At 65.5% G+C, this 22,675-nt stretch carries 26 protein-coding genes and 1 pseudogene; 17 read left to right on the top strand and 10 right to left on the bottom strand.

The genetic code is table 11. The annotated features are described in order from the left end of the window. Positions 1-19 precede the first annotated feature (19 nt). On the bottom strand, positions 20-1,267 hold the full coding sequence (locus tag EAH84_RS10095; protein ID WP_140871536.1) for an ATP-binding protein: 1,248 nt from the start codon (positions 1,265-1,267) through the stop codon (positions 20-22). A gap of 110 nt (positions 1,268-1,377) precedes the next feature. On the opposite strand from EAH84_RS10095, the gene EAH84_RS10090 reads away from it, so the two are divergent. From EAH84_RS10090 to EAH84_RS10075, 4 genes are read left to right on the top strand one after another with little or no spacing between them, the layout of a single operon-like run. Next, positions 1,378-1,806, top strand: a complete 429-nt coding sequence (locus EAH84_RS10090; RefSeq protein ID WP_140871533.1) for a hypothetical protein — start codon at positions 1,378-1,380, stop codon at positions 1,804-1,806. A gap of 5 nt (positions 1,807-1,811) precedes the next feature. Then, positions 1,812-2,075, top strand: coding sequence for an HPr-rel-A system PqqD family peptide chaperone (locus tag EAH84_RS10085; RefSeq protein ID WP_140871530.1), 264 nt, complete (start codon positions 1,812-1,814; stop codon positions 2,073-2,075). Next, positions 2,072-2,926, top strand: a complete 855-nt coding sequence (locus tag EAH84_RS10080) for an HprK-related kinase A (RefSeq protein WP_140871528.1) — start codon at positions 2,072-2,074, stop codon at positions 2,924-2,926. The genes EAH84_RS10085 and EAH84_RS10080 overlap by 4 nt, the downstream gene beginning before the upstream one ends. Beyond that, positions 2,923-3,912, top strand: coding sequence for a nucleotidyltransferase domain-containing protein (locus tag EAH84_RS10075; protein WP_140871525.1), 990 nt, complete (start codon positions 2,923-2,925; stop codon positions 3,910-3,912). The genes EAH84_RS10080 and EAH84_RS10075 overlap by 4 nt, the downstream gene beginning before the upstream one ends. On the opposite strand, the gene EAH84_RS10070 is transcribed toward EAH84_RS10075, so the two are convergent. Further along, positions 3,909-4,601: an HAD-IA family hydrolase gene (locus EAH84_RS10070; protein ID WP_140871523.1), complete on the bottom strand. Its 693-nt coding sequence runs from the start codon at positions 4,599-4,601 to the stop codon at positions 3,909-3,911. The two genes, EAH84_RS10075 and EAH84_RS10070, sit on opposite strands and share 4 nt — an antisense overlap. Before the next feature lie 63 nt (positions 4,602-4,664). Here EAH84_RS10070 and glmU point away from each other — a divergent pair, with 63 nt between their 5' ends. The 7 genes from glmU to EAH84_RS10035 all read left to right on the top strand — a co-directional run bounded on the left by glmU (position 4,665) and on the right by EAH84_RS10035 (position 13,395). Continuing rightward, positions 4,665-6,017 (top strand): bifunctional UDP-N-acetylglucosamine diphosphorylase/glucosamine-1-phosphate N-acetyltransferase GlmU, encoded by a 1,353-nt coding sequence (gene glmU / locus EAH84_RS10065; RefSeq protein ID WP_140871520.1) that lies wholly within the window; start codon positions 4,665-4,667, stop codon positions 6,015-6,017. A gap of 31 nt (positions 6,018-6,048) precedes the next feature. Next, the gene (locus tag EAH84_RS10060) at positions 6,049-6,414 is read left to right on the top strand and encodes a ribbon-helix-helix protein, CopG family (RefSeq protein ID WP_140871517.1); all 366 of its coding nucleotides are present in this window, start codon (positions 6,049-6,051) and stop codon (positions 6,412-6,414) included. Further along, positions 6,411-6,791 carry a type II toxin-antitoxin system VapC family toxin gene (locus EAH84_RS10055; protein WP_140871514.1) on the top strand — a complete coding sequence of 127 codons (381 nt, stop codon included), beginning with the start codon at positions 6,411-6,413 and terminating at the stop codon, positions 6,789-6,791. Before EAH84_RS10060 ends, EAH84_RS10055 begins: the two co-directional genes overlap by 4 nt. 15 nt (positions 6,792-6,806) lie before the next feature. Next, positions 6,807-8,645 (top strand): glutamine--fructose-6-phosphate transaminase (isomerizing), encoded by a 1,839-nt coding sequence (gene glmS, locus EAH84_RS10050; protein WP_140871511.1) that lies wholly within the window; start codon positions 6,807-6,809, stop codon positions 8,643-8,645. A gap of 34 nt (positions 8,646-8,679) precedes the next feature. Continuing rightward, a complete protein-coding gene (locus EAH84_RS10045) occupies positions 8,680-9,570 on the top strand; it encodes an ROK family protein (RefSeq protein ID WP_140871508.1) in 891 nt (296 codons plus the stop codon). A 73-nt stretch (positions 9,571-9,643) separates the two neighbouring features. Further along, positions 9,644-11,548 carry a putative bifunctional diguanylate cyclase/phosphodiesterase gene (locus EAH84_RS10040; RefSeq protein WP_140871505.1) on the top strand — a complete coding sequence of 635 codons (1,905 nt, stop codon included), beginning with the start codon at positions 9,644-9,646 and terminating at the stop codon, positions 11,546-11,548. A 2-nt stretch (positions 11,549-11,550) separates the two neighbouring features. Continuing rightward, complete coding sequence (locus EAH84_RS10035) at positions 11,551-13,395, top strand: ATP-binding protein (protein WP_241656548.1); 1,845 nt, start codon at positions 11,551-11,553, stop codon at positions 13,393-13,395. A gap of 14 nt (positions 13,396-13,409) precedes the next feature. Here EAH84_RS10035 and EAH84_RS10030 read toward each other — a convergent pair whose 3' ends face one another. Both EAH84_RS10030 and epsC read right to left on the bottom strand, forming a co-directional pair. Beyond that, complete coding sequence (locus tag EAH84_RS10030) at positions 13,410-13,754, bottom strand: DUF2794 domain-containing protein (RefSeq protein WP_140871499.1); 345 nt, start codon at positions 13,752-13,754, stop codon at positions 13,410-13,412. Beyond that, complete coding sequence (epsC, locus tag EAH84_RS10025) at positions 13,754-14,452, bottom strand: serine O-acetyltransferase EpsC (RefSeq protein WP_140871496.1); 699 nt, start codon at positions 14,450-14,452, stop codon at positions 13,754-13,756. The genes EAH84_RS10030 and epsC overlap by 1 nt, the downstream gene beginning before the upstream one ends. A gap of 151 nt (positions 14,453-14,603) precedes the next feature. On the opposite strand from epsC, the gene EAH84_RS10020 reads away from it, so the two are divergent. The 3 genes from EAH84_RS10020 (at position 14,604) to EAH84_RS10010 (ending at position 17,059) form a co-directional block, all read left to right on the top strand. After that, positions 14,604-15,368 carry a sulfite exporter TauE/SafE family protein gene (locus EAH84_RS10020; RefSeq protein WP_140871494.1) on the top strand — a complete coding sequence of 255 codons (765 nt, stop codon included), beginning with the start codon at positions 14,604-14,606 and terminating at the stop codon, positions 15,366-15,368. A gap of 56 nt (positions 15,369-15,424) precedes the next feature. After that, on the top strand, positions 15,425-16,327 hold the full coding sequence (locus tag EAH84_RS10015; RefSeq protein WP_140871491.1) for a hydrogen peroxide-inducible genes activator: 903 nt from the start codon (positions 15,425-15,427) through the stop codon (positions 16,325-16,327). 96 nt (positions 16,328-16,423) lie between these two features. Further along, positions 16,424-17,059, top strand: coding sequence for a fasciclin domain-containing protein (locus EAH84_RS10010; protein ID WP_140871488.1), 636 nt, complete (start codon positions 16,424-16,426; stop codon positions 17,057-17,059). Here EAH84_RS10010 and EAH84_RS10005 read toward each other — a convergent pair. Genes EAH84_RS10005 through pgsA form a run of 3 tightly spaced genes read right to left on the bottom strand, consistent with a single transcriptional unit; the run spans position 17,056 to position 18,327 of the window. After that, complete coding sequence (locus EAH84_RS10005) at positions 17,056-17,499, bottom strand: molybdenum cofactor biosynthesis protein MoaE (RefSeq protein ID WP_140871485.1); 444 nt, start codon at positions 17,497-17,499, stop codon at positions 17,056-17,058. The genes EAH84_RS10010 and EAH84_RS10005 overlap by 4 nt on opposite strands. Next, positions 17,496-17,756 carry a molybdopterin converting factor subunit 1 gene (gene moaD / locus EAH84_RS10000; RefSeq protein ID WP_140871482.1) on the bottom strand — a complete coding sequence of 87 codons (261 nt, stop codon included), beginning with the start codon at positions 17,754-17,756 and terminating at the stop codon, positions 17,496-17,498. Before moaD ends, EAH84_RS10005 begins: the two co-directional genes overlap by 4 nt. A gap of 4 nt (positions 17,757-17,760) precedes the next feature. After that, positions 17,761-18,327, bottom strand: a complete 567-nt coding sequence (pgsA, locus tag EAH84_RS09995; RefSeq protein ID WP_140871479.1) for a CDP-diacylglycerol--glycerol-3-phosphate 3-phosphatidyltransferase — start codon at positions 18,325-18,327, stop codon at positions 17,761-17,763. Positions 18,328-18,440: 113 nt separating this feature from the next. Here pgsA and EAH84_RS09990 point away from each other — a divergent pair, with 113 nt between their 5' ends. Beyond that, positions 18,441-19,730, top strand: a complete 1,290-nt coding sequence (locus tag EAH84_RS09990) for an MFS transporter (RefSeq protein WP_140871476.1) — start codon at positions 18,441-18,443, stop codon at positions 19,728-19,730. Here the strand turns inward: EAH84_RS09990 and EAH84_RS16100 are convergent. Further along, positions 19,727-19,894, bottom strand: coding sequence for a hypothetical protein (locus EAH84_RS16100; RefSeq protein WP_170209856.1), 168 nt, complete (start codon positions 19,892-19,894; stop codon positions 19,727-19,729). The two genes, EAH84_RS09990 and EAH84_RS16100, sit on opposite strands and share 4 nt — an antisense overlap. A gap of 95 nt (positions 19,895-19,989) precedes the next feature. Between EAH84_RS16100 and EAH84_RS09985 the strand changes: the two genes are divergently transcribed. Beyond that, positions 19,990-20,445 carry a GreA/GreB family elongation factor gene (locus EAH84_RS09985; protein WP_140871473.1) on the top strand — a complete coding sequence of 152 codons (456 nt, stop codon included), beginning with the start codon at positions 19,990-19,992 and terminating at the stop codon, positions 20,443-20,445. A gap of 60 nt (positions 20,446-20,505) precedes the next feature. After that, on the top strand, positions 20,506-21,798 hold the full coding sequence (locus EAH84_RS09980; protein WP_140871471.1) for a glycoside hydrolase family 130 protein: 1,293 nt from the start codon (positions 20,506-20,508) through the stop codon (positions 21,796-21,798). 263 nt (positions 21,799-22,061) lie between these two features. Here the strand turns inward: EAH84_RS09980 and EAH84_RS09975 are convergent. Then, positions 22,062-22,385: pseudogene (locus tag EAH84_RS09975) on the bottom strand (integrase core domain-containing protein); the annotation flags it as partial. 58 nt (positions 22,386-22,443) lie between these two features. After that, a partial coding sequence (locus tag EAH84_RS09970; protein ID WP_140871468.1) for an integrase core domain-containing protein occupies positions 22,444-22,675 on the bottom strand: 232 nt, incomplete at its 5' end.

Raw genomic sequence — 22,675 nt, 5'->3', positions numbered from 1 at the left:
GTCCTTTGTGACATTGACGTTACCCTTTGATGACACCCGCTTCGACGGTGGCCACGTTGTCGGCCGGGGGCAGCACGATCAGCACCGTGGTGCCGACCCCCACCCGGCTCGAGATATCGAGCCTTCCGCGATGCCGTTCGACGATATGCTTGACGATCGCGAGCCCCAGCCCGGTCCCGCCGAGCGATCGGCTGCGACCCGCGTCGACCCGATAGAATCGCTCGGTCAGCCGTGGGATATGTTCGGGCGCGATGCCCTCCCCTTCGTCCACGATCGACAGGCGCACCATGCCCGATGGCTCCGCGGCCAGGCGGATGGTGACCGGGGTCTGCGACCGTCCATATTTCATCGCGTTGCCAACCAGATTGTGGATCAACTGCGACAATTGCGCGCGATCGCCGGTGATCCGCGGCGTTGCGTCATCGATGTCGAGTTCGACGTCGCTCGCCCGCGCATGCCCCGAATCCTCGATTTCGTCGCGCACCTCGCGAATCATCGCAGCCAGATCGACCGCATCCGGGGGAAGCCGGTATTTCTCGGCCTCGATCCGGCTCAGCGAGATGAGGTCTTCCACCAGCCGCTGCATCCGCCTGGCCTCGTCGAACATCACCTTCAGGAACCGGGTCCGGATCGCGGGATCGGCGCCCGCCTCTTCGCCCAACGTCTCGATGAACCCCAGGATTGAGGCGAGCGGGGTCCGCAGTTCGTGGCTGGCGTTGGCGACGAAATCGACCCGCATCCGTTCGGCGGCGTAATTGCCGGTCTGGTCGATCAGATGGACGATCCGGGCGCAATCGGTGGTTTCCCCGGTTCGCATTTCCCAACGCTGATCGGGGCTTCCCAATCCCACCAGCTCCACCGGGCGGTCGGATACCCCGCCAACCCCGCCCGCAACCCCGCCGCCCAGCCGGTGCGCCGCTGCGGGATGGCGGATCGCGACCCGCACGTGCTCGCCAAGGATGTGCCGACCGAGCAGTGCATAGGCCGCACGGTTGGCGAAGGTGACAACCCCGGCCCGCACCAGCATTACCGGCTCGACGATCGCATCCAGCACCTCGCGGACGAGCCCTTCGGCATCCGCATCGGGTGCAGGCGCGGCGGGACTACCGTCTTCCCGCGTGCCGATCGCCATCAGCACTGCCGCGATGCCCCCGACCAGCGAGATCAGCGCCTCATCGATCCGTCCGCCCACCAACAACACCATCGCCGCGGCGATCACGACCACGATGGTCGCGCCCGTCAGGCGCTGCGCGAATCGGGTCATCATGACCGTGGTCTTAGACCGCGCAGCACCCGGAGTCAGCGTCCCGGAACGGCACGCTGACCTGCTTGCCAGCACTAACGCTTTGTGAAAGGTCGCCTGCTATAGATGCGACGATGACCGACCAGAATCATTCCGATCAGAACGTGACCGGCGGCAGTGACGATCCGCCTGACAGCGTGCCGACCCGCCGTCGGCTGCTCCAACTCGGCGCGATCGGCGCAGGCGCGGTCGTGTCGATCCGTCCGGCGTTGGCACAGACTGCGGGATCGGTGCTTAATTGCGAGATCCCGGTACCTGATGCGGGTCATGCGGGCGGATTCATCGCCGACGATGGCAGCGTCGTCGCTGCGGGCACCAAAGGCGCGTTCGCGCCGCCCGGACGCCCATTCAAGGGTGAAGAGGTCAAACGCGCGATGGCAGGGAACCAGCTTCCCGGCACGAGCTATGAGAGCAACCGCGCCTACACCAACTATATCCGCCGGTTGCAGCGCGGCCAGGGCGGCTTCACCTGCTTCGCCTCGTTGCAGATGCCGCGCGGCTGATTTCGGTGCGGTACCGCGCGCCCGGCGCCGATGCGCTGATCGCGACCGACCTCGATCACTTCACCGCGCTATTTCATCGCACCTCGGGGATCACCCACCTTCTCGCCTCCCCCGCGCCCGAAATCCTCGCGACGCTAACCACGCCGATGACGCTGGACGAGCTGATGGCTGCGCTGGTGCGTGACTATGCACTCGCGGACCCTGATCGCGCTGCGCTCAGCGCTCGACTTGACGAACTGATCGCATCCGGGCTCGTCTCGCCTGCATGAAGCACGCGCTGTCCGTCCGCATCGGGCCGGTGGGATTCCGCATCGGATCGGACTGGCGCGCGCCGATCGAGCAGCTGACTGATCTTTACCGCGATTATCCGACCGCTCCCATCGCGGACTACACCGTCCGCCTGTTTGCCAGTCGCGCGTGGCGGCGCTGGGTGCGCCCCTCGGTAACGATCGGCGGCGATTACATGCTGCCCGAGGCCGCGCCGCTGCCGCTATCGCAAGGGCTGCTTGCCGCGGAAATGGCAATGAACCTCCAACTCGCGCTCGGGCATCGACGCCATCTGTTGCTCCACGCCTCGGTCGTCGAGCGCGACGGGCGCGCGCTGCTGATGACCGGCGAATCCGGGGCGGGGAAATCGACGCTTGCCACGCTGCTCGCCGCCCACGGCTGGCGCTTCATGGGCGACGAATTCGCGCTACTCGATGGCGAGACCGGGCAAATCCACGCGTTTCCGCGGCTCATCAGCCTGAAAGGCACCAGCGTCGCCGCCGCGACTTCTGCGTGGCCCGATGGCCGATTCGGGCCGTTGCTCGCTGGTACGCCGAAAGGCGACATTCGCCACCTGGTACCCCCCGTGGATGCGATCGCGCGGATGGACGAACCCGCGATCCCGGCGTTGCTGCTCTTCCCCCGCCATGGTTTCGCCGCCGACACGCGCGAGGTGCCCGCGAGCGAAGCGTTCGTGCGGTTGACCCAGGCATCGACCAACTATGTCGCGCTGGGCGAGGCGGGGTTCGCCGCACTGACCGGGCTCGTCCGCGCGATCCCGGCGCGCGCGATCGACTATCCCGACGGCGCGACCGCGATCCGTCAGGTCGAAGAACTGTGGGCGCGAACATGACCGATGCGTCGATCCTGGTGGCCGCGCTGCGCGATCCGCAATCGCTGCCGCTGGAGACCGACTGGACCGCGCTGATCGCCATGGCGCGCGCCGAACAGTTGCTGGGCACGCTCGCCTACCGACTCGACGGATTGCCCGTTCCCGAAATCGTCGCGCGACTGTTCGACGACGCGCGTAGTTCCGCCGAACAGGGCCGCCGCATCGCGCTGTGGGAGGCGGAGATGGCGCGCCGCACGCTCACGCCGCTCGGCTGTCCTGTCGTGCTGCTCAAGGGCACCGCCTATGTCGCGGCGGGGCTGTCCGCGGGGCGCGGGCGATCGATCGGCGACCTCGACATCCTGGTGCCCCGCGCCTCGCTCGACGCGGTCGAGGCCGCGCTGCTCGCGGCGGGATGGGAATGGGTAAAGCCCGATCCGTATGACGACGTCTATTACCGCCGTTGGATGCATGAACTGCCCCCGCTGATCCATCGCGAGCGCGACCGGATGATCGACGTCCATCATACGATCCTTCCGCCGACCGCGCGCTCGTCCCCCGACGCGGCAGCGCTGATCGCGGACGCGGTGCCGCTGGGCAACGGGCTGTCGATGTTATCGCCCACCGACATGATCGTTCATGCCGCGACGCATCTGTTGGCCGACGGCGACCTCTCCGGGGGGCTGCGCAACCTGTGGGACATCCACTGCCTGATCGACGAATTCGGCACCGCAGGGCTCGACGCGAGGGCGCGCCATCACGGCCTGTCGCCCGCGGTCCTGCGTGGCGGACGGCAAGCGCACGCGTTGTTCGGAACCGAAATACCCGCAAGTTGGCGCGGATGGGATCCGCTCGACCCCTGGTTCCAGCGCCGCCTGCTCGCGCGCGACGGCTGGGGTCGCGCGACCCGGCCCGCGACACGATTCGGCTTCTACGTCCGCTCGCACTGGCTGAGGATGCCCCCCGCGATGCTGGCGCGTCACCTGTGGACGAAGTGGCGCAGAAGCTAGCGCGCCGCCAGCCGCTTCAGCGTCGGCACCAGCTCGGCATACCCGTCGATGATCGCATCCGCGCCCAGGTCGGCGACCGGACGATCGAGGAAACCGAAGCTGCACGCCACGACGGGCACCCCCGCGGCCTTTGCCGCCTCCACATCGTAAATCGAATCGCCCACGAACGCCGCGGTGCCGCCGCCCAGCCGCGCGATCATTTCGTGGATCGGCGCGGGCGAGGGCTTGCCCCGCCCGTGCCCCAGCGTATCGCCGCCGATGATCGTCACGAACCGCTCGCTCAGACCCAGGGCGGCGATCAGCTTTTTCGCGAGCGCCTCGGTCTTGTTGGTGACCACCGCGAGCCGCACGCCGCACGCCGCCAAGCTATCGAGCGCGGCGAGGCAATCGGGGAATGGCGCGGTCTCGACCGCGATATGATCGGCATAATACTCCAGCAATCGTCGTTGGAGCATGTCGAGTTCGTCGGTGGTACAGCCGCCGGTCGCCGCCAACCCCTGCGCGAGCATGTGGCGCGAACCACCCCCGATCATCGTCCGCACCCGCTCGACCGGTAGCGTGTCGCGTCCGGCGCTCGCCAACGCGTGGTTGACCGCGGCGGTGATGTCGCCGCTGGTGTCGAGCAATGTCCCGTCGAGGTCGAACCCGACGATGTCGAAGGGCGTGCGAGCAGATGAATGTGGCGCCATGGCCGACGCGCCTGCCAGCCTGGCTATGGAAATGGCAACTCTTTCGTGGCAGTCGCCCCAGGTATGACGACACCACTCGCCGCGATCATCCTCGCCGCCGGCATGGGCAAGCGGATGAAATCCGACCTGCACAAGGTCCTCCATCCGATCGCGGGGCGTCCGATGCTGCTCCACCTGATCGACAGCTTTGCCGTCGCGGGCGCGACGCATCAGGTCGTTGTCGTCGGCGCACGACGCGATCAGGTCGAGGCGGCGGTGGTGCCGTTCGGCGGGATCATTGCGGCGCAGGACGACCAGCTCGGCACCGCCCACGCCGCGCTGATGGCCAAGGACGCGCTGGCCGATTTCGATGGCATCGCGATCGTCGCGTTCGGTGACACCCCGCTGCTCCGCCCCGAGACGATCGCGGCGATGGCCGCGCGGCTCGACGCGCCGGGCGCCCCAAGGGTCGCGGTGCTCGGCTTTCGCCCCGACGACGTCAAGGCCTATGGCCGGATCGTCGCGGATCGGGACGGCACGATCGCGAAGATGGTCGAGTTCAAGGATGCGTCGACTGAAGAACGAGGGGTAAACCTCTGCAATTCCGGCGTCACCGCGGTCCGCGCGCGCGATCTATGGTCCCTGCTCGAACGCGTCGGCAACGATAATGCGGTGGGCGAATATTACCTGCCCGACATCGTCATGCTCGCGATCGCGGACGGCGACCGCGCGGTGGTGGTCGAAACCGACCCCGATGAGGTGATCGGGATCAACAGTCGCGCCGAACTCGCTTATGCCGAAGAACGCTGGCAGGCCGCGCGGCGAACCCAGGCGATGGCTGACGGCGTGACGCTGATCGCCCCTGCTACGGTCTGGTTCGCGTACGACACGCGGATCGGACGCGACGTAATGATCGCCCCCAACGTGGTCTTCGGACCCGGCACCACGATCGCGGACGGCGCGACGATCCACGCCTTCAGCCATATCGAAGGCGCGACGATCGGTCGTCGCGCGGAAGTCGGCCCCTATGCCCGCCTGCGCCCAGGCGCGGTGATGGGGATCGGATCGAAGGTCGGCAACTTCGTTGAGATGAAGAAAACCGTGCTCGGCGATGGCGCCAAGGCCAACCATCTCAGCTATCTCGGCGACGCTGAGGTCGGCGCAGGCGCGAACATCGGGGCGGGCACGATTACCTGCAATTATGACGGATTCTTCAAATATTGTACGAGCATTGGTGAGGGCGCATTCATCGGCTCCAACTCCGCCCTCGTCGCCCCGGTTTCGATCGGCGCGGGTGCGATCGTCGCCGCGGGATCGGTGGTGACCCAGGACGTCGCCGCCGATGCCCTCGCGCTCGTCAGGCCCGCGCAAAGCGAGAAGCCCGGCTGGGCCAAACGATTTCGCGACAGGATGACCGCGAAAAAGACCGCCCGTTGACGCGATATACGGCTGTGATATCATCGCTGCCATGACGCGCATTCTCGCCGACCTTCCAGATGAGGATATCAAGTGGCTGGATGCGCGCGCCGCCGAACAGGGCAAGTCGCGTGCGTCGGTGCTGCGCGAGGCGGTGTCGTCGTATCGCGCCGAAGCGCCGACGGATTGGCTCGATGCGGGGTTCGGCTTGTGGAAAGACCGCACCGATATCGGCGAGGCGGTCGAATGGCAGCGGCGAGAACGCGCATCGTGGACGCGCGCATGGGATGCCGATTACGCGGACGTGAAGGCAGAATTTCCGGATTTGTTCGATGCCGAGGATGATCGACAACGCCAGATTTATCTCGACATGGTGGCAGGGAAATATCCCGATCCCAAGATTCCAGAAGCCCGGTGACCAGCTACAGTTTCGATGCGAACATCCTGATCGATGCGCTCATGGGGTTCGAGCCGGCGCGGGAGGAAATTCGGCGTGGATTGCAGAACGGCGCTCGGGTCTGGGTCAGCCGAATGGTGTGGATCGAGGTCATGTCCAAGGGTTCGGTCGGTCAGCTAAGGAGCGCCGAAACATTCCTGTCGGGGTTTGGCGTCGACGAGCTCGATGCGGAAGTCGCGGCACGGGCCGCGACGCTGCGGCGCGATCGACAGCGGCTGCGATCACCCGATGCGATTATTCTCGCATCGGCTCAACTACGCGGACACATTCTCGTCACGCGCAATACCAAGGATTTCCCGGTTGGTATGCCGGGAATTCGCGTCCCTTACACCCTTTAGTTCACGAGACATCTCATGTGTGGAATTGTTGGCATCCTGGGCAACGACGACGTGGCGGAGCGGTTGCTCGACGGGCTGCGGCGGCTCGAATATCGCGGCTATGATTCGGCCGGGATCGCGACCGTCGTCGGTGGCGCGATCGAGCGGCGGCGCGCGTCGGGCAAGCTCAACAACCTTGCCAGGGAACTCGGCGAGCATCCGTTACCCGGCAACGTCGGGATCGCGCACACCCGCTGGGCGACCCACGGCGGCCCGACCACGAGCAACGCCCACCCCCATGCCACCGACCATGTCGCGGTGGTTCACAACGGCATCATCGAAAACTTCAAACCACTCCGCGACGAACTGATCGCGCGCGGTCGGGTGTTTACGAGCGAAACCGACACCGAAGTGGTCGCGCACCTGGTCAGCGAGCAGGTCGAGGCGGGCAAATCCCCTGAAGAGGCGGTGCGCGCCGTCCTGCCACGGCTCCACGGCGCGTTCGCGCTCGCGATCCTGTTCCGCGAATATCCCGACCGGCTGATCGGCGCGCGCCTTGGCTCGCCGCTCGTCGTCGGCTACGGCGCTGAATCGGACGATGGCGCTGAGATCTATCTCGGTTCCGACGCGCTTGCGCTGGCCCCGCTGACGCAGCGGATCGCGTATCTCGACGAGGGCGATTGGGTCGTGTGCACGCGCGACGGGCCACAGGTCTATAATCAGGCGAACGAGCCGGTCGAGCGTGCGATCACCATCTCGGGCATCACCGGCGAGCTCGTGTCGAAAGGCAATCATCGGCACTATATGCTCAAGGAAATCTACGAACAGCCGATCGTCGTCGCGCAGACGCTCCGCTCGTATCTCCAGCAGCTTGAAGGCCGCGTCTCGCTGCCGATCCCCGAATTCAGCCTGAACGCGATCAAGCGCGTCACTATCGTCGCCTGCGGGACCAGCTATTACGCGGGGATGGTCGCCAAATACTGGTTCGAGCAATTCGCGCGAGTGCCCGTCGACATCGATGTCGCATCCGAATTCCGCTACCGCGCGCCGGTGATGGAGCCGGGTGGATTGGCGCTCTTCATCAGCCAGTCGGGCGAGACCGCCGATACGCTCGCCGCGCTCCGCCACGCCAAGGCCGAAGGCCAGACGATCGCGGTCGTCGTCAACGTGCCGACCAGCACGATGGCGCGTGAGGCCGACCTGCTGCTGCCGACCCACGCCGGCCCCGAGATCGGCGTCGCCTCGACCAAGGCCTTCACCTGCCAGCTTGCGGTCCTCGCCGCGCTCGCGACCAATCTGGCGCAGGCCAAGGGCCTGCTGACTCCCGAGGACGAACGCGCGATCGTTCGCCATCTCGCCGAGGCTCCCGCTTCGTTGAACGCCGCGCTCGCCTATGATGAATCGATTGCCGCGATGGCGCACACCATCGCGGGCGCGCGCGACGTCCTGTATCTGGGACGCGGCACCGATTATCCGTTGGCGCTCGAGGGCGCACTGAAGCTCAAGGAAATCAGCTACATCCACGCCGAAGGCTACGCCGCAGGTGAAATGAAGCACGGGCCGATCGCGCTGATCGACGAGAACGTCCCCGTCATCGTCATCGCGCCGTCGGGGCCACTGTTCGACAAGACGGTGAGCAACATGCAGGAGGTCCAGGCACGCGGCGGCAAGGTCGTGTTGATCAGCGATTACGACGGTATCCAGGCCGCGGGCGAAAACTGCATGGCGACGATCACCATGCCCAAGGTCCATCCGCTGATCGCGCCGCTGGTCTATGCGGTGCCGGTTCAGCTGCTCGCCTATCACGTTGCGGTCGCCAAGGGCACCGATGTCGACCAGCCGCGCAACCTCGCCAAGAGCGTGACGGTCGAGTAGCGTCGCTGGCGATCACGAGGGAAAGGGCACGCCGATGGCCGACGCACCGCTGGTAGCGGGAATCGAATTGGGCGGCACCAAGTGCAATTGCATCCTGGCGCGTGGCCCCGACTCGATCGAGGACGAAGTCCGCATCCCCACCACCGCGCCCGCTGAAACACTGGCCGCGATCGAGCAGGTTCTGGCGGGATGGAGCGGCTTTGCCAGCATCGGCATCGCCAGCTTCGGGCCGATCTCGATCGATCGCGACGCGGGCGATTACGGCAGCATCACCGCGACTCCCAAGCCGGGCTGGTCGCGGACCGATATCGTCCGCCGGATCGAGCGCCGGTTCGGGGTGCCGGTCGGGTTTCACACCGATGTCGTCGGCGCCGCGCTGGCAGAGGCGAAATGGGGTGCGGCCAAGGGCCTTGCCGACATCGCCTATGTGACCGTCGGTACCGGAATCGGGGTCGGGCTGATCGCGGGTGGCAAGCCGGTCGACGGCCTGACCCATGCCGAACTCGGTCATATTCGCCCCGTTCGTATCGATGGGGACGACTGGATCGGCAATTGCCCGTTCCACGGCGGCTGCGTCGAGGGGCTCTGCGCCGGCCCAGCCATCGCCGCGCGCACCGGGACCAGGGCCGAACATCTGCCCGCCGACCACCCCGCCTGGGATCTCGTGGCGCACGGTCTCGGGCAGCTTCTCCATACGCTGGTGCTCACCGGTATCCCGCGCCGGATCGTGATGGGTGGCGGGGTGATGGTCGGGACCAGTCATCTGTTTCCCCGCGTCCGCGCCGCGATGATCGACAGTCTCGCCGGTTATGTGCCGCTGCCCGAAGTCGGGTTGTCGCGCTACGTCGTGCCCCCCGCGCTCGGCAACAACGCCGGGCCGCTCGGCGCGATCCTGCTCGGGGCGCAGGCGCTCGAGCGCGGATAGCGCACGTCGTTAACGGGCTTTTAACCGCACTCGCTTACGCCCTCGCAATGATATCCGAGGGGAAGATGTGTTCATGAGCGGTTTCGATGACGCCAAGCGTATCCTGATCGTCGACGACGAACCGGCGATGCACGACAGCTATAAGCGCAGCTTCGCCCCCCAGCGTGGCGAGAGCGAGGACGCGCTCGACACGATGGCCGCCGAATTGTTCGGCGACGACGCCCCCGATTCGGTCGAGCAGACCGCCGAATTCGCGCTGACACATATGCTCCAGGGCCTCGACGCGGTTGCCGCGGTCGAAGCCGCGCTGGCCGCGGGGACACCCTATTCGGTCGCCTTCATCGACGTCCGCATGCCCCCCGGCATCGATGGGCGTGAAACCGCGATGCGGATCCGCGCACTCGATCCCGAGATCAACCTCGTCATCGTCACCGGCTATTCCGATTTTTCGCCAATCGAGATCAGCAAGGTCGCAGGACCAGCCGACAAGATCTTCTACATCGCCAAACCGTTCGAGGTGGCGGAGATCGTCCAGACCGCGACTGCACTGGCGAAGCGGTGGGAGGTCGACCGCGAACTCGCCGCCACGCGCGCGATGCTCGATCGCCAGGTCATCCAGCTCCAGGAACAGGGAGCCGAACTCGCCGCGAACGAGAGCCTCGCGATCCACATGGCGACGCATGATTCGTTGACCGATGCGCCCAACCGCCTCGCCTTCCTCCGCGCGCTCGCGGATCGAGTGAAGCGCGAGGGCATGTTCGCGACCGCGATGATCGATCTCGACCGGTTCAAGACCGTCAACGACACGCTCGGCCACCTCGCCGGCGACGCGCTGATCCGCGATATCTGCGCGACGCTTCAGGCGACCGCCCCCGACGGCGCGGTCGTCGCGCGGCTCGGCGGCGACGAATTCGGCATCCTCTTCGACACCCCCGGCGACCAGGCGGCGGTGATGGCCTGCGACCGCATCGTCGCGGCGTGCGCGGGGACGCGCCAGGTGTTCGGCAATTCGGTTCAGAGCGGTGCGTCCGCCGGGGTCGTCGTCGTCGAAGGCGGCTGCGATCCGATCGATGCGATGCGTCGCGCCGATCTGGCGCTGAACGATGCCAAGCGCAACGGGCGCGGCATCGCCCGCCTGTTCGACGAAAGCATGGACGAGGGCATCCGCTTTCGCCGCCGGATCGAAAACGGCCTCGGCGGTGCGATCGAGAAGGGCGAACTCAGTCTAGTGTATCAGCCGATCGTGTCGCGCGATTCGATCGAAATCGTTGGATTCGAGGCGCTGGTGCGCTGGAACACGCAGGAATACGGCCCGATCAGCCCCGCGGTCTTCATCCCGATCGCGGAAGAATCGAACATCATTCACGAACTGGGCGACTGGATCCTTGCCCAGGCGCTCGAGGTGCTGAAGCAATGGCCGGGGCAATATGTCTCGGTCAACTTCAGCCCGCGCCAGTTTCGTCGGCACAATTTCGTCGGGCACATCATGCAGAGCGTCCAGCATGCGGGCATCGAACCCGCGCGGCTGCAGATCGAGATTACCGAAACCGCGATCTTCGATGACGCCGATCGTGCTGCCGACACGCTCTACAAGCTGCGCCAGATGGGTTTCCGGATCGCGCTCGACGATTTCGGGACCGGCTATTCCTCGCTCTACAACATCCGCAAGTTCGCGCTCGACAGCCTGAAGATCGACCGCAGCTTCATCGACGGCATGGGCCGCGAGCGCGAGAGCGCGGCGATCGTCCATTCGATCATCCATCTGGGGCACGCACTGGGGCTCGAGGTGATCGCCGAGGGCGTCGAGACCGAGGCGCAGGTTCAATCGCTCCGGATCGCGGGCGCAAGCCACCTCCAGGGCTATTTCTTCTCGCGTCCCGTACCCGCCGAACAAGCACTCGCGCTGGCAACGCAGCGTTTCATCGGCGGCGAGGAAATCGCGATCGTGCCGGAGGCCGCGACCGGAACGGAAGGCTGATCGTGGCGCGCACCCGGGGCCGGGGATTGCAGCCGACATCGCTCGGGGGCAAGCTCGTCGCGATCCTAACCGCGGTCGGCGTCGCTGGCGCACTCGGCATCACGTTGCTGCTGGCGTTCGTTATCACCCCCAACTTCAATGCATTGGAGGCAAATGCGAACGCCGGGCATATCGATCGCACCCGCGCCACGCTGACCGATTACGCCAACAAGCTCGAAAGCGCAGTCCGCGATTACGGCGATTGGACGCAGAGCTACGCGTACATGGCAGCGCCTACCACGGCGTTCGAACAGGAAAGCTTCTCGCCGCTCGCGATGTCGAACCTGGCGGTCCAAGGGATGGCCTATGTTCGCCCCGATGGCAGCATCCAGATCGCGCGCTGGTACGATCCCGCGACTGGCGGTGAGCGCGCCGATCTGCGCGCGGCGCTGATCGACACGATCGCGCGAACCGATCTCGCGAAGGTCGTCGGAACCGACAATTCGGGGCGCTTTTACGCGCGACTGGGATCGGTCGTTGCCGCGATCGGCGTCGCACAGGTCCGTCGATCGGACGGCACCGGTCGACCGCGCGGCTATGTGCTGATGGCGCGCGAATTCACCTCGAAGCAGATTTCGGCGCTGCTCCAGCTGGACGCGACGATCGACCGATCGCGCGTTACCGATACGGAGATCGTCGACAAGGGTCGCCTGACCACCGCGATCGCGGTCCCGATCTTGGGTGCGGACGGCCATGCGGTCGCCGCGGCGCGGTTCACCGTCCCGCGCGACATATCGTTGCTCGGGCGCCGGATGCTGATGCTCGCGGTCGCGGGATCGACGCTGCTACTGCTGATCGTGCTGCTGGTGCTGCGGCGGACGCTGGGGTGGCTGGTGATCGCACCGCTGCTGTCGGTCGAACAGCATATGCAAAAGGTCAGGGTTTCGGGTTCGCTGGCGCTGCTCGATGACGAGGGGCGCAGCGATGAATTCGGCTCGCTCGGACGCAGTTTCAACGCGATGCTGTCGCAGTTGAAGGATTTGCGCGAACAGATCGAGGTACAGAGCTTCGCGCTCGGGCGCAGCGAAAGCGCGGTCGCGGTGATGCACAATGTCCGCAATGCCTTGAACCCGATCTCGACGATCCTCAGCCAAGGGATCGCACAGCCCCCCCCGATCGATCGCGTCACCGTCGAGCGCGCCGTGATCGAACTCGGCAAAGCCGACATGCCCGCTGCGCGCCGCGAAAAGCTCGCGGCGTTCGTCGCCGCGGCCGTCGCCGCCGAGGTGGCGGGGCGCGAGGCGATGCGCGGCGAACTCCACGTCGGGCGCGAAGCGATGGCGCATGTCCTCGAAATCATCGGCCAGCAACAGGCCAGCGCGCATGAACGCCCCCCGCTCGATCTGGTCGACGTCAGCGAAATCGTCGCACGCAACGCGTCGATCGCGCGCTATTCCCAAGGCGCGTCGATCGCGTTCAGTTTCCCGGGCCTGCCCCACCGCGCGCTCGCCAACCGCGTGATCCTGAGCCAGGTGATCGGCAACCTGCTCGGCAACGCTGCCGAAGCGATCGGCGCAACGGGGTCCGACAGCGGCTCGATCGACGTCACGATCCGCGAAACCGACACCGCGGTCGAAATCACGCTCCGCGACAACGGCGAAGGGTTCGATGCCGATGTCGGCGCGACGCTGTTCCAGCGTGGCTTTTCGACCCGTCAGCACAAGTCCGGTGGGCTCGGCCTCCATTGGTGCGCCAATTCGATGACCGCGATGGAGGGATCGCTCAGGCTGGAAAGCGAAGGCAAGGGCCGCGGCGCGATCGCGGTGCTGACGCTCAAGGCACCGATCGCGGACGCGCTCGCGGCCTGATCACCCCGCGACGTTCAGTTCTCGACGATCTTCATCAATCGCCGCTCGACCGGCGCGAGGACCGGGCCGAGGTCGTGCCCCCGCTTCAACACCATCCCCTGTTCACCGGTCAGCGACCACATCCCCTGCCGGTTACGCAGCGCCGGGCGTTTCTCGATCCGTACTTCGGGGCGCTCGGACGCACGGCGGAACGCGGCGAAGATCGCGGCGTCCGCCCCAAGCTCGATCGCATAGTCACGCCAATGCCCGGCGGCGACCATGCGGCCATAGAGGTCGAGAATACGGGTGAGTTCGGCGCGGTCGAAGCCAATCTGCAACGGCTGGCCGCGGGCGGCGGGAAACGGCGTAACGGTCCCCATCAGGCGCGATATTGCTCGTCGTCGCCCTCGGCGCCGCGTTGCTCTTCCAGCAGCGCATCGAGCCGCTTGCGCATCGTTTCGAGCTCGCACCGCAGCAGTTCGACCTTCTGCGTGGCGGGATCGAACATCTCGCTGCACGGCGTACCATAGGGAACGAAGCGCGTTGGTGGCGCGATGCCGCCGTCCACCGTGGTCGCGCGCGCAGGGATGCCGACCATCGTCGCGCCTTCGGGCACGTCGCGGGTCACCACCGCATTGGCGCCGACCCGCGCCCGCCGGCCGACCGTGATCGGCCCAAGCACCTGCGCGCCCGACCCGATGATGACGCCGTCCGCCAGCGTTGGATGCCGCTTGCCCGCGATGCCGTTGTCGGGGCTGGTGCCACCCAGCGTCACGCACTGATAAATCGTCACGTCATCGCCGATATGGGCAGTCTCGCCGATGACGACGAAACCGTGGTCGATAAAGAAATTGCGGCCGATCGTCGCACCGGGATGAATATCGATCGCGGTCGTCGCGCGCGCGAAATGATTCACGATCCGCGCGAGCAGGAACAGTCGCCTCCGGTACAGCCGGTGCGCGATCCGGTGCCAGCCCAATGCCCAGACGCCGGGATAGGTGAGCACCTCCGCGCGCGAATGCGGGGCCGGATCGCGTGCGCGAATCGAATCGAGATAGGTAATCAACCGGCTTGCCATGTGGCATTCCCCTCGTACGAAACGACGATCTAGGAATTCAGTTTGGCGAATTCTAGGAGCACTCGGTCGCAAAACCGGCTCGGTAAAGTCTATCTATCTTGTAGGAATTAGCGCGGCGCGTCAGCATCTGGATGGATAGCGGAGACGATCCATGCCCGATCTCGCCAGTTTCGATCTATCGAGCCTGCTCCCGTTCGTCGCCGTCGGCTTCGCCGCGCAGGTCGTCGACGGCGCGTTGGGAATGGCGTTCGGAGTCATCTCGAACACCATGCTGCTATGGATCGGGGTTCCCCCGGCTGCTGCTTCGGCGGGAGTCCACACGGTCGAGACGTTCACGACCGCAATCTCCGGGATCAGCCACACGCTGCACCGCAACGTCAACTGGCAACTGTTCATGCGGCTGGTGATCCCCGGCGTCGTCGGTGGAGTGCTCGGTGCCTATGTCCTGTCGAACATCGACGCCAGTATCGCCAAGCCTTTTATCCTCGCCTATCTCGCCGCCATAGGGCTGTACCTTCTCTGGCGCGCATGGCGCTATCCGCCGCAGGCGCGCGAGCCGAGTGTCGTCGAGCCGCTCGGGTTTATCGGCGGCTTCCTCGACGCCGCGGGGGGCGGCGGCTGGGGGGCGGTGGTCACCAGCAATCTACTATTCCAGGGTGCCTCGCCGCGAACCACCATCGGCACGGTCAACACCGCGGAATTCTTCCTGACCGCCACGATCTCGATTACCTTCATCACCCAATTGGGGTGGCGGGCGTTCACCATCGCGACGGTGGGGCTGCTAATAGGCGGGGTCGTCGCCGCGCCGTTCGGGGCGATGCTGGCAAAGCGCGTGCGGCCCAAACGGCTGTTGCTAATGGTAGGCACGGTCCTGACCATCACCAGCCTGTTCGGCCTATACCGCGCGGTGTTTTGATCAACCGAATTACAATATCAACATCTACAAATCGACTTTACCGATTACGAGTCCATATGGCCGCAACCTATCTGCCCACGCTGAAACAGCTCCACTATCTCGTCGCGCTGCGCGAACACGGTCATTTCGGGCGGGCGGCGGAGGCGTGTTTCGTGACCCAGTCGACGCTTTCGGCGGGGCTGCGCGAACTCGAAACGCTGGTCGGCGTGGTGCTGGTCGAACGGACCCGCCGCGTCGTACGGTTCACCCCGCTCGGCGACCGGATCGCGGACAAGGCGCGCCGGGTGCTGCGCGAAGCGGAAGAACTCGGCGACATGGCGCGCGCCGCGGGGCGCCCGCTATCGGGGGAAATGCGGATGAGCGTGATCCCGACGATCGCGCCGTTCATGCTACCGCGCATCCTGCCCCGACTACGGCAGGATTATCCCGATCTTCGCCTGTTCCTGCGCGAAGAGCCGAGCGCCGCGGCGTGCGACGGCCTGCACAGCGGGCGAACCGATTGCGTGCTGCTCGCGCTCCCCTATTCCTGCGGCGACATCGCGAGCGCGACATTGTTCGAGGACCGGTTGTTCGTCGCCTACCTGCCCGCCGACATGGCGAACCCCGCGCCGATGATCCCTGCAGCGGCGATCGACGAGAGTCGGCTGCTGCTACTCGAGGATGGGCATTGCCTCAAGGATCATGCGCTGGCCGCGTGCAACCGACCCGAATTGCGCGCCGAGGCGACGATGATGGGCACCTCGCTCCATACCATCGTCCAGATGGTCGACAATGGATTGGGCATGACGATGCTGCCCGAAATGGCAATCGAGGCGGGCATCCTCGATCATACCGGGATCGAGGCGCGCCCGCTCGACGCCGCCAACGCGGTGCGCCGGATCGCGCTGGTATGGCGGCGTGCAAGCCCGCGCGAACGCGATTTCCAGCTGCTCGCCACCGCGCTGGCGGCAGCGCGCTGATCTCGGCGACGGCACCGCGACAAGGGCCGAACTGAAACTATTCCGGGTGTGAACCGTATCTCCCGCAAGACCCGAACCACCACCAGGAGATATTCGATGACTCGCGCGCCCTTTTTGATCACGACCGCCGCTGCCGCGCTCGCGCTGGCTGGCTGCAGCACGATGAACGACGACATGGCCGCGCCTGCGTCGATGTCGAGCAACACGAGTGCCAGCACCAAGGCGTCGACGATGACCCCCGCGGGCAACCCCACCGTCGGGGGTGCCGCGATGATCCAGACCAAGACGATCGTCGAGAACGCTTCCGCCGCGCCGAATCTCACGACGCTGGTCGCCGCGGTGAAGGCCGCGGGGCTCGTCGACACGCTGTCCGGGCCTGGCCCCTTCACCGTCTTCGCCCCGACCAACGACGCGTTCGGCCTGCTCGCCCCCGGTACGGTCGACACGCTGTTGAAGCCCGAGAACAAGGCGTCGCTGGTCAAGGTCCTGACCTATCACGTCGTTCCCGGCACGATCACGTCGGCGATGCTGATGAAGATGATCAAGGATGGCGGCGGTTCCGCGACGCTGACGACCGTGGCGGGCCAGCCGATCACCGCCACGATGGAAGGCAGCGCGGTCAAACTGACCAGCGCGACCGGCAATGTCAGTTTCATCCAGACCGCCGACGTGCGCCAGTCGAACGGCATGGTCCACGTCGTCAACGGCGTGCTGATCCCGACGCTCGGCTAATCGACACTCCAGCGCGCCGCGGCCTGATCGTCCGCGGCGCGCGCTTCCACCCACCGCGGCTCGGCTCCGCGCGTTTCGCGCTTCCAGAACGGCGCGTCGGTTTTGAGCCGATCGATAAGATAGGCACACGCGTCCAGCGCGGCGCCGCGATGCGCCGCGGCGGTCGCGACGAACACGATCCGCTCGCCCGGGCGCATGGGGCCGACCCGATGGACGATCGTCGCCGCTGCCAGCGACCATCGCTCGGTTGCCGCCGCCGCTACCTCCGCCAGCGCGGCCTCGGTCGCACCCGGATAATGCTCTAGCTCCAGCGTCGAAACCCCGTCGTCGCTGCGCACCAACCCGGTAAACGTCGCGACCGCGCCGTTCTCCCCGGCCTCGACCAGTTCCATTTCCGCGGCAATGTCGATCGGCTCCGGCCCGACCGCGATCCGGATCATCCGCCCGTTACCGGCGGAAAGAGCGCGATCTCGCGCGCAGCGCCAATCGCCGCGGTCAGCGGCACAAACCGCTGGTCGACCGCGGCGCGCAACCGATGGCGATCCCCGAATGCCTCGGCATAACCCGCGCCGCGCGTCGTCGCAAGCCAATCGACCAAATCCGCGACGCTGGCGAGCGACGCGGGTGGATCGACGTCCTCCTCGCCCCGTCCGATCCGTTCGCGCACCCAGGCGAAATAGAGCAATCGTACCCGCATCGCGTCAATCCATGTGCCGCAGACCGGCGCGGAGATAATCCCAGCCGGTGATCAACGTCAGCACCGCCGCGCCCCACAGGCAGACGAGTCCGACCGACTTGACCCACCAAATCGCGGGCAATGCGCCCGCCAGGATCAACGCCCCGAACGCGACGAGCTGCAACGTCGTCTTCCATTTGGCGAGCTTCGACACCGGCAGCGACACCTGCAGCCCGGCGAGGAATTCGCGCAACCCCGACACCGCGATCTCGCGGAGCAGGATGATCAGCGCCGCGATCAGGTTGACCCCGGTAATCAGCGCCAGATCGTCGTGGCGGGTGCCGACCAGCATCAGGATGACCGCCGCGATCATGATCTTGTCCGCGATCGGATCGAGGAACTGGCCGAGCTTCGACACCGTGCCGCGCGCGCGCGCGACATAGCCATCGAAATAATCGGTCAGCCCCATCAGGCAATAGAGCGCAAAGGCGATTCCGAATCCCGCCTCCCACCGCGGCCACCATAGCAGCGCGACGAGCAGCGGTACCGCAACGATCCGCGAAAGCGTCAACAGGTTGGGAAGCGTCAGCATCGCCTTCCCCTACTCCCGACCATCGCGCGGTGGAACCGGCTTTGTCATTGGCGCTGTCCGCGCCACTCGGCTATGCCGCCGCGTCACTGCCACGATCGAGGCCGTTTGCGATCATGTTGAATGCGTTGGGGTTGCTGAAGCAACGCCGGTTCCTGCCCCTGTTCACGACGCAATTTCTCGGTGCGTTCAACGACAATCTGTTCAAACAGGCGATGGTGCTGTTCGCGACCTACCGCATCTTCAACGACCCCGCGACCGAACAGGTGTTCAACGGCGTCGCGACCGTCCTGTCGACGCTGCCCTTCATTCTGTTCTCCGCGCTCGCGGGGCAACTCGCCGACAGCCACGACAAGGCGCGGATCATCCGCATCGTGAAAACGGCGGAGATCGGCATCATGCTCGTCGGCGCGGGCGGGCTGATGCTCGCGCAGTCCGGGCACAGCTATGCCGGAATCGTGATGATGTTCGGCTGCGTGTTCCTGCTGGGTATGCATTCTACGTTCTTCGGGCCGATCAAATACGCGATCCTGCCGCAGCATCTGCCCAATCGCGACGTGCTGGGTGCGACCGGACTGGTCGAGGCGGGCACCTATATCGCGATCCTGTTCGGGACGATCCTAGCCGGATATATTTCGGTCGAGGCGGCCGCGATCGGGGTGCTCCTCGTCGCGGGGATCGGCTGGTTCAGCGGCCGCGAGGTCGCCCCCGCCCCGCGCGAAGGCCCCCATCTGACGATCAACTGGAACCCGTTCACCGCCTCGTGGCGGTTGATCAGCGCGACGATGCACATCCCGCGGCTATTCCTCGCCATCCTCTCGATCAGCTTCTTCTGGACGATCGGCGCGGTGCTGATCATCATCTTCCCGCCGCTCGTGAAGAACGTGCTCACGACGACGCAGGAGGTCGCGAGCCTGTTCACGGCGACGCTGTCGATCGGGATTGCGATCGGCTCGGTCGTCATCAACACGCTGCTGCGCGGCAAGATATCTGCTAAATATGCCCCCGCCTCGGTGATCGCGATGGGGATCAGCGTCGTGCTGTTCTCGCTCTTGGTACGGCTGTGGATTCCCGCCGAACCCGGGCATTTGTACGACTGGACCGAATTCGTCGCGCAGCCACGCGCGATTCCGATCATGCTGTCGCTATTGGCGATCGCGGTAACCGGCGGCATGTTCGTGGTGCCGCTCTACGCCTTCCTGACGACGACGGTGACCCGCGATCACACCGCGCGGACGGTCGCTGCGAACAATGTCGTCAATTCAGGCGCGATGGTCGTCGGCGCGCTCGCGGTGATTGGGATCACCGCGCTTGGCGTCTCCCCAGAAAACATGCTGTTCGTCGTTGCCGGTATGTGCCTGATCGCGGCTTGGCTGGCGCAGCGCCTTCACCTGGCCTGCGACTAGCAGATGAACGTATAGAAGCAGGTGAAGAAGGCCGCGAAGCTCAGCGCGAAGAGCTTCCAGTCGTTGTCGTCGCTGGCGTGCGCGCGCGCCACGATCGGCGGGGGCAGCGTCACGCGGAAAGGATGGCGGGCGGCTTCGTTGGTAAGAACTAATCGTCTGGTCATGATGGAGCTTAACGATTTGTTGACGATTTCGACCAGCGACAAAGAAGGTTAAGCCGCGCCTGTCCGGCTCTGGCACAGTTTTGAAGGTAGCGATGATGAGCGTGGCGTTTCGCCGGGATAGCGATGAAGAGCATCTCGAGCCCAAATTCGAAATCCCGATCCCGACCGGTCCCAATCTGGTCACCGCGCACGGTCGGGCGTTGATCGACGCGCGGATCGCCGCACTCGAATCAGCATTGGCCGGATTGGACGATGACGGCGCGAAGCCGATCCAGCGCGATCTACGCTATTGGAAGACCCGGCGCGCGACGGCGGCCGAGACTCTCGCGCCCGCCGACGGCAGCATCGGATTCGGCTCGATCGTCGACATCCGGCTGATGGGCAAGCCGCGCGTGATCCACATCGTCGGCGACGACGAGGCTGATCCCAAGGCGGACCGGATCGCCTTTTCCGCCCCGCTGGCGCGTGCACTGATCGGAGCGGAGGTCGGGGACGCCATGCCCTTCAACGGTCGCGACGACGCGATCGAGATCGTCGCCATCCGTGCGTAACCATCGCGGCGCCTCGATCGTACAGTGATCGAGCTGGCGCGCCCGCCCCAGGAGAAAAGCATGCCAATCGGCACCGACATCATGACCCACTCCGCGCTGATCCTCCGCCCCGATGCGGCACGGACGGTGATTCGCCCGTTCGATCTTTCCGACCCCGATGGATTCGACGACCAGGTCAAGTCTCGCCCCGAACGGATCGCCGACCGGATCAAATCGCTCGACGACGATGCGCTATACGCCGAACTCGCCCGGATCATGGCCAACTTGCGCGATCGCCACCACGACGCCGACGACACCGTGTTGCGACGCTTCGCCGAGATCAAGGACACCGGCGATTGCGCCTCGGTCGATCTCGACCGCGCCATGTTGATCGGCGCGTATTTCTCCGAAGAATATGCATTTGAGTCCGCTGCACTGTTCAATCCCAGCATGATCGCACACCCCGATCAGGACGGCGTACCGGACGGCGGCATCCGCTTCATCCTGTCGCTCCGCGGGATCGGCGAGGGCCATTTGTCCTCGGTCACGTTCCGCACCGGACTGTGGGATCCCGCGGGGGGGTTCGTGGTCGATGAACCAAGCCCGATCGCGGTCGGACCGCGGATCGAGCGCCACGACGACTTCGAGGATGGCGTGATCCGCGTGAACTGCGAAGCCAGTCGCGACATCTCCGAATCGATCCTGTTCCCCATCACCGCCAGCCAGGCGCGCGGAGTCGAGGATGTCCGCCTCTGCCGTTTCGTCGATGACGACGGGCGCGTATCCCACCTTGGCACCTACACCGCGTACGACGGATCGACCGCGCGCAGCGAGTTGCTCGAGGCGGACGGGTTCCGATCGATGACGTTGCGCCGAATGACCGGCGACGCCGCTGCGGGCAAGGGCATGGCGCTCTTCCCGCGCAAGATCGACGGTCGCTATGCGATGCTCGGGCGACAGGACAACGAGAACCTGCGGCTGCTCTATTCGGACAGTCTCACCCATTGGGAGGGCGGCGATGTGATCCTCGCACCCGAATATTTCTGGGAGTTCATCCAGATTGGCAATTGCGGATCACCGATCGAAATCGACGAAGGCTGGCTGGTGCTGACCCACGGCGTCGGGTCGGTCCGCAACTATTGCATCGGCGCCGCGCTGCTCGACAAGCGCGACCCGGCAAAGGTGCTCGGCCGGATGGCGCTGCCGTTGGTCCATCCCAGCCCCAAGGAGCGCGACGGCTATGTCCCCAACGTTGTCTACAGCTGCGGCGGCCTGGTTCAGGACCGCACACTCCTGCTGCCCTACGGCGTCGCCGACAGTTTCACGACGTTCGCGCACGTCGCCGTCGACGATCTGCTGGCGGCGCTGAAGTAGAGGAGTCTGGTGGCACTTCGGCGCCCGGCGATGGCCACGACGGGGTTCGACCACCCAAGAAAACCGATGGTGCGGGCGGTGGGAATCGAACCCACACTCCTCTCGGAACCGGATTTTGAGTAGGTCGAGACTACCTTAAGTGTTTGATATTAAGCGATTTATTCTAAAAAATGGATTTTTGTGTAAGGTTTTGTGTAAGTGTGTAAGACATGTGTAAGGCTTTCCTACAAAAAGTCGGACGTGCCTTAGACTGTTGTTGCCCCCTAAAGGCCTGACAGAGCCTCGCAGGTTTTCGCGATGAACTCGCGGGGTGATCGGTAGCGCAAAGCGCGGTGCGGATGCACGTCGTTATAATGGGCGAACCAGCCGGGCAGCTGCTCGATGACGGTCCTGGCATCCGGTCTTGGGTTCACGCGGACGTAATCGCGCTTCAGCGTGCGGACGAACGCCTCCGCCATGCCGTTCGACGGCGGGCTGCTGACCGGCGTGGTGCGCGGGATCAGCCCGATGTCGCGGGCGAACGCGCGGGTATCGCGTGCGGTGTAACAGCTCCCGTTATCGGTGAGCCACTCGATCGGCTCGGAGAGGTGGCTCCGGTCGTCTGCACAGGCTCGCGGCTTGGATAAGTGGATCGCCGCTGGTTGATCATGCCGCTGCGAGAAGCGGCTGGTCGAAGTATATCTGGTCGGGCGTGCGGCCGCCAAGAGCTGAGTGCGGCCGGATGCCATTATAAAATGCGAAGTATCGGCCGATGCCGGCGCGGGCCTCGGGGACCGATGCGTAGGCGTGCAGATATACCTCCTCGTATTTCACCGAGCGCCAAAGGCGCTCAACGAACACGTTGTCGCGCCAGCAGCCCTTGCCGTCCATACTGATG

The organism is Sphingomonas oligophenolica, from assembly GCF_006438955.1.
Classification (GTDB): Bacteria; Pseudomonadota; Alphaproteobacteria; order Sphingomonadales; family Sphingomonadaceae; genus Sphingomonas; species Sphingomonas oligophenolica_A.
This window is presented reverse-complemented; position numbering and strand designations above follow the sequence as displayed.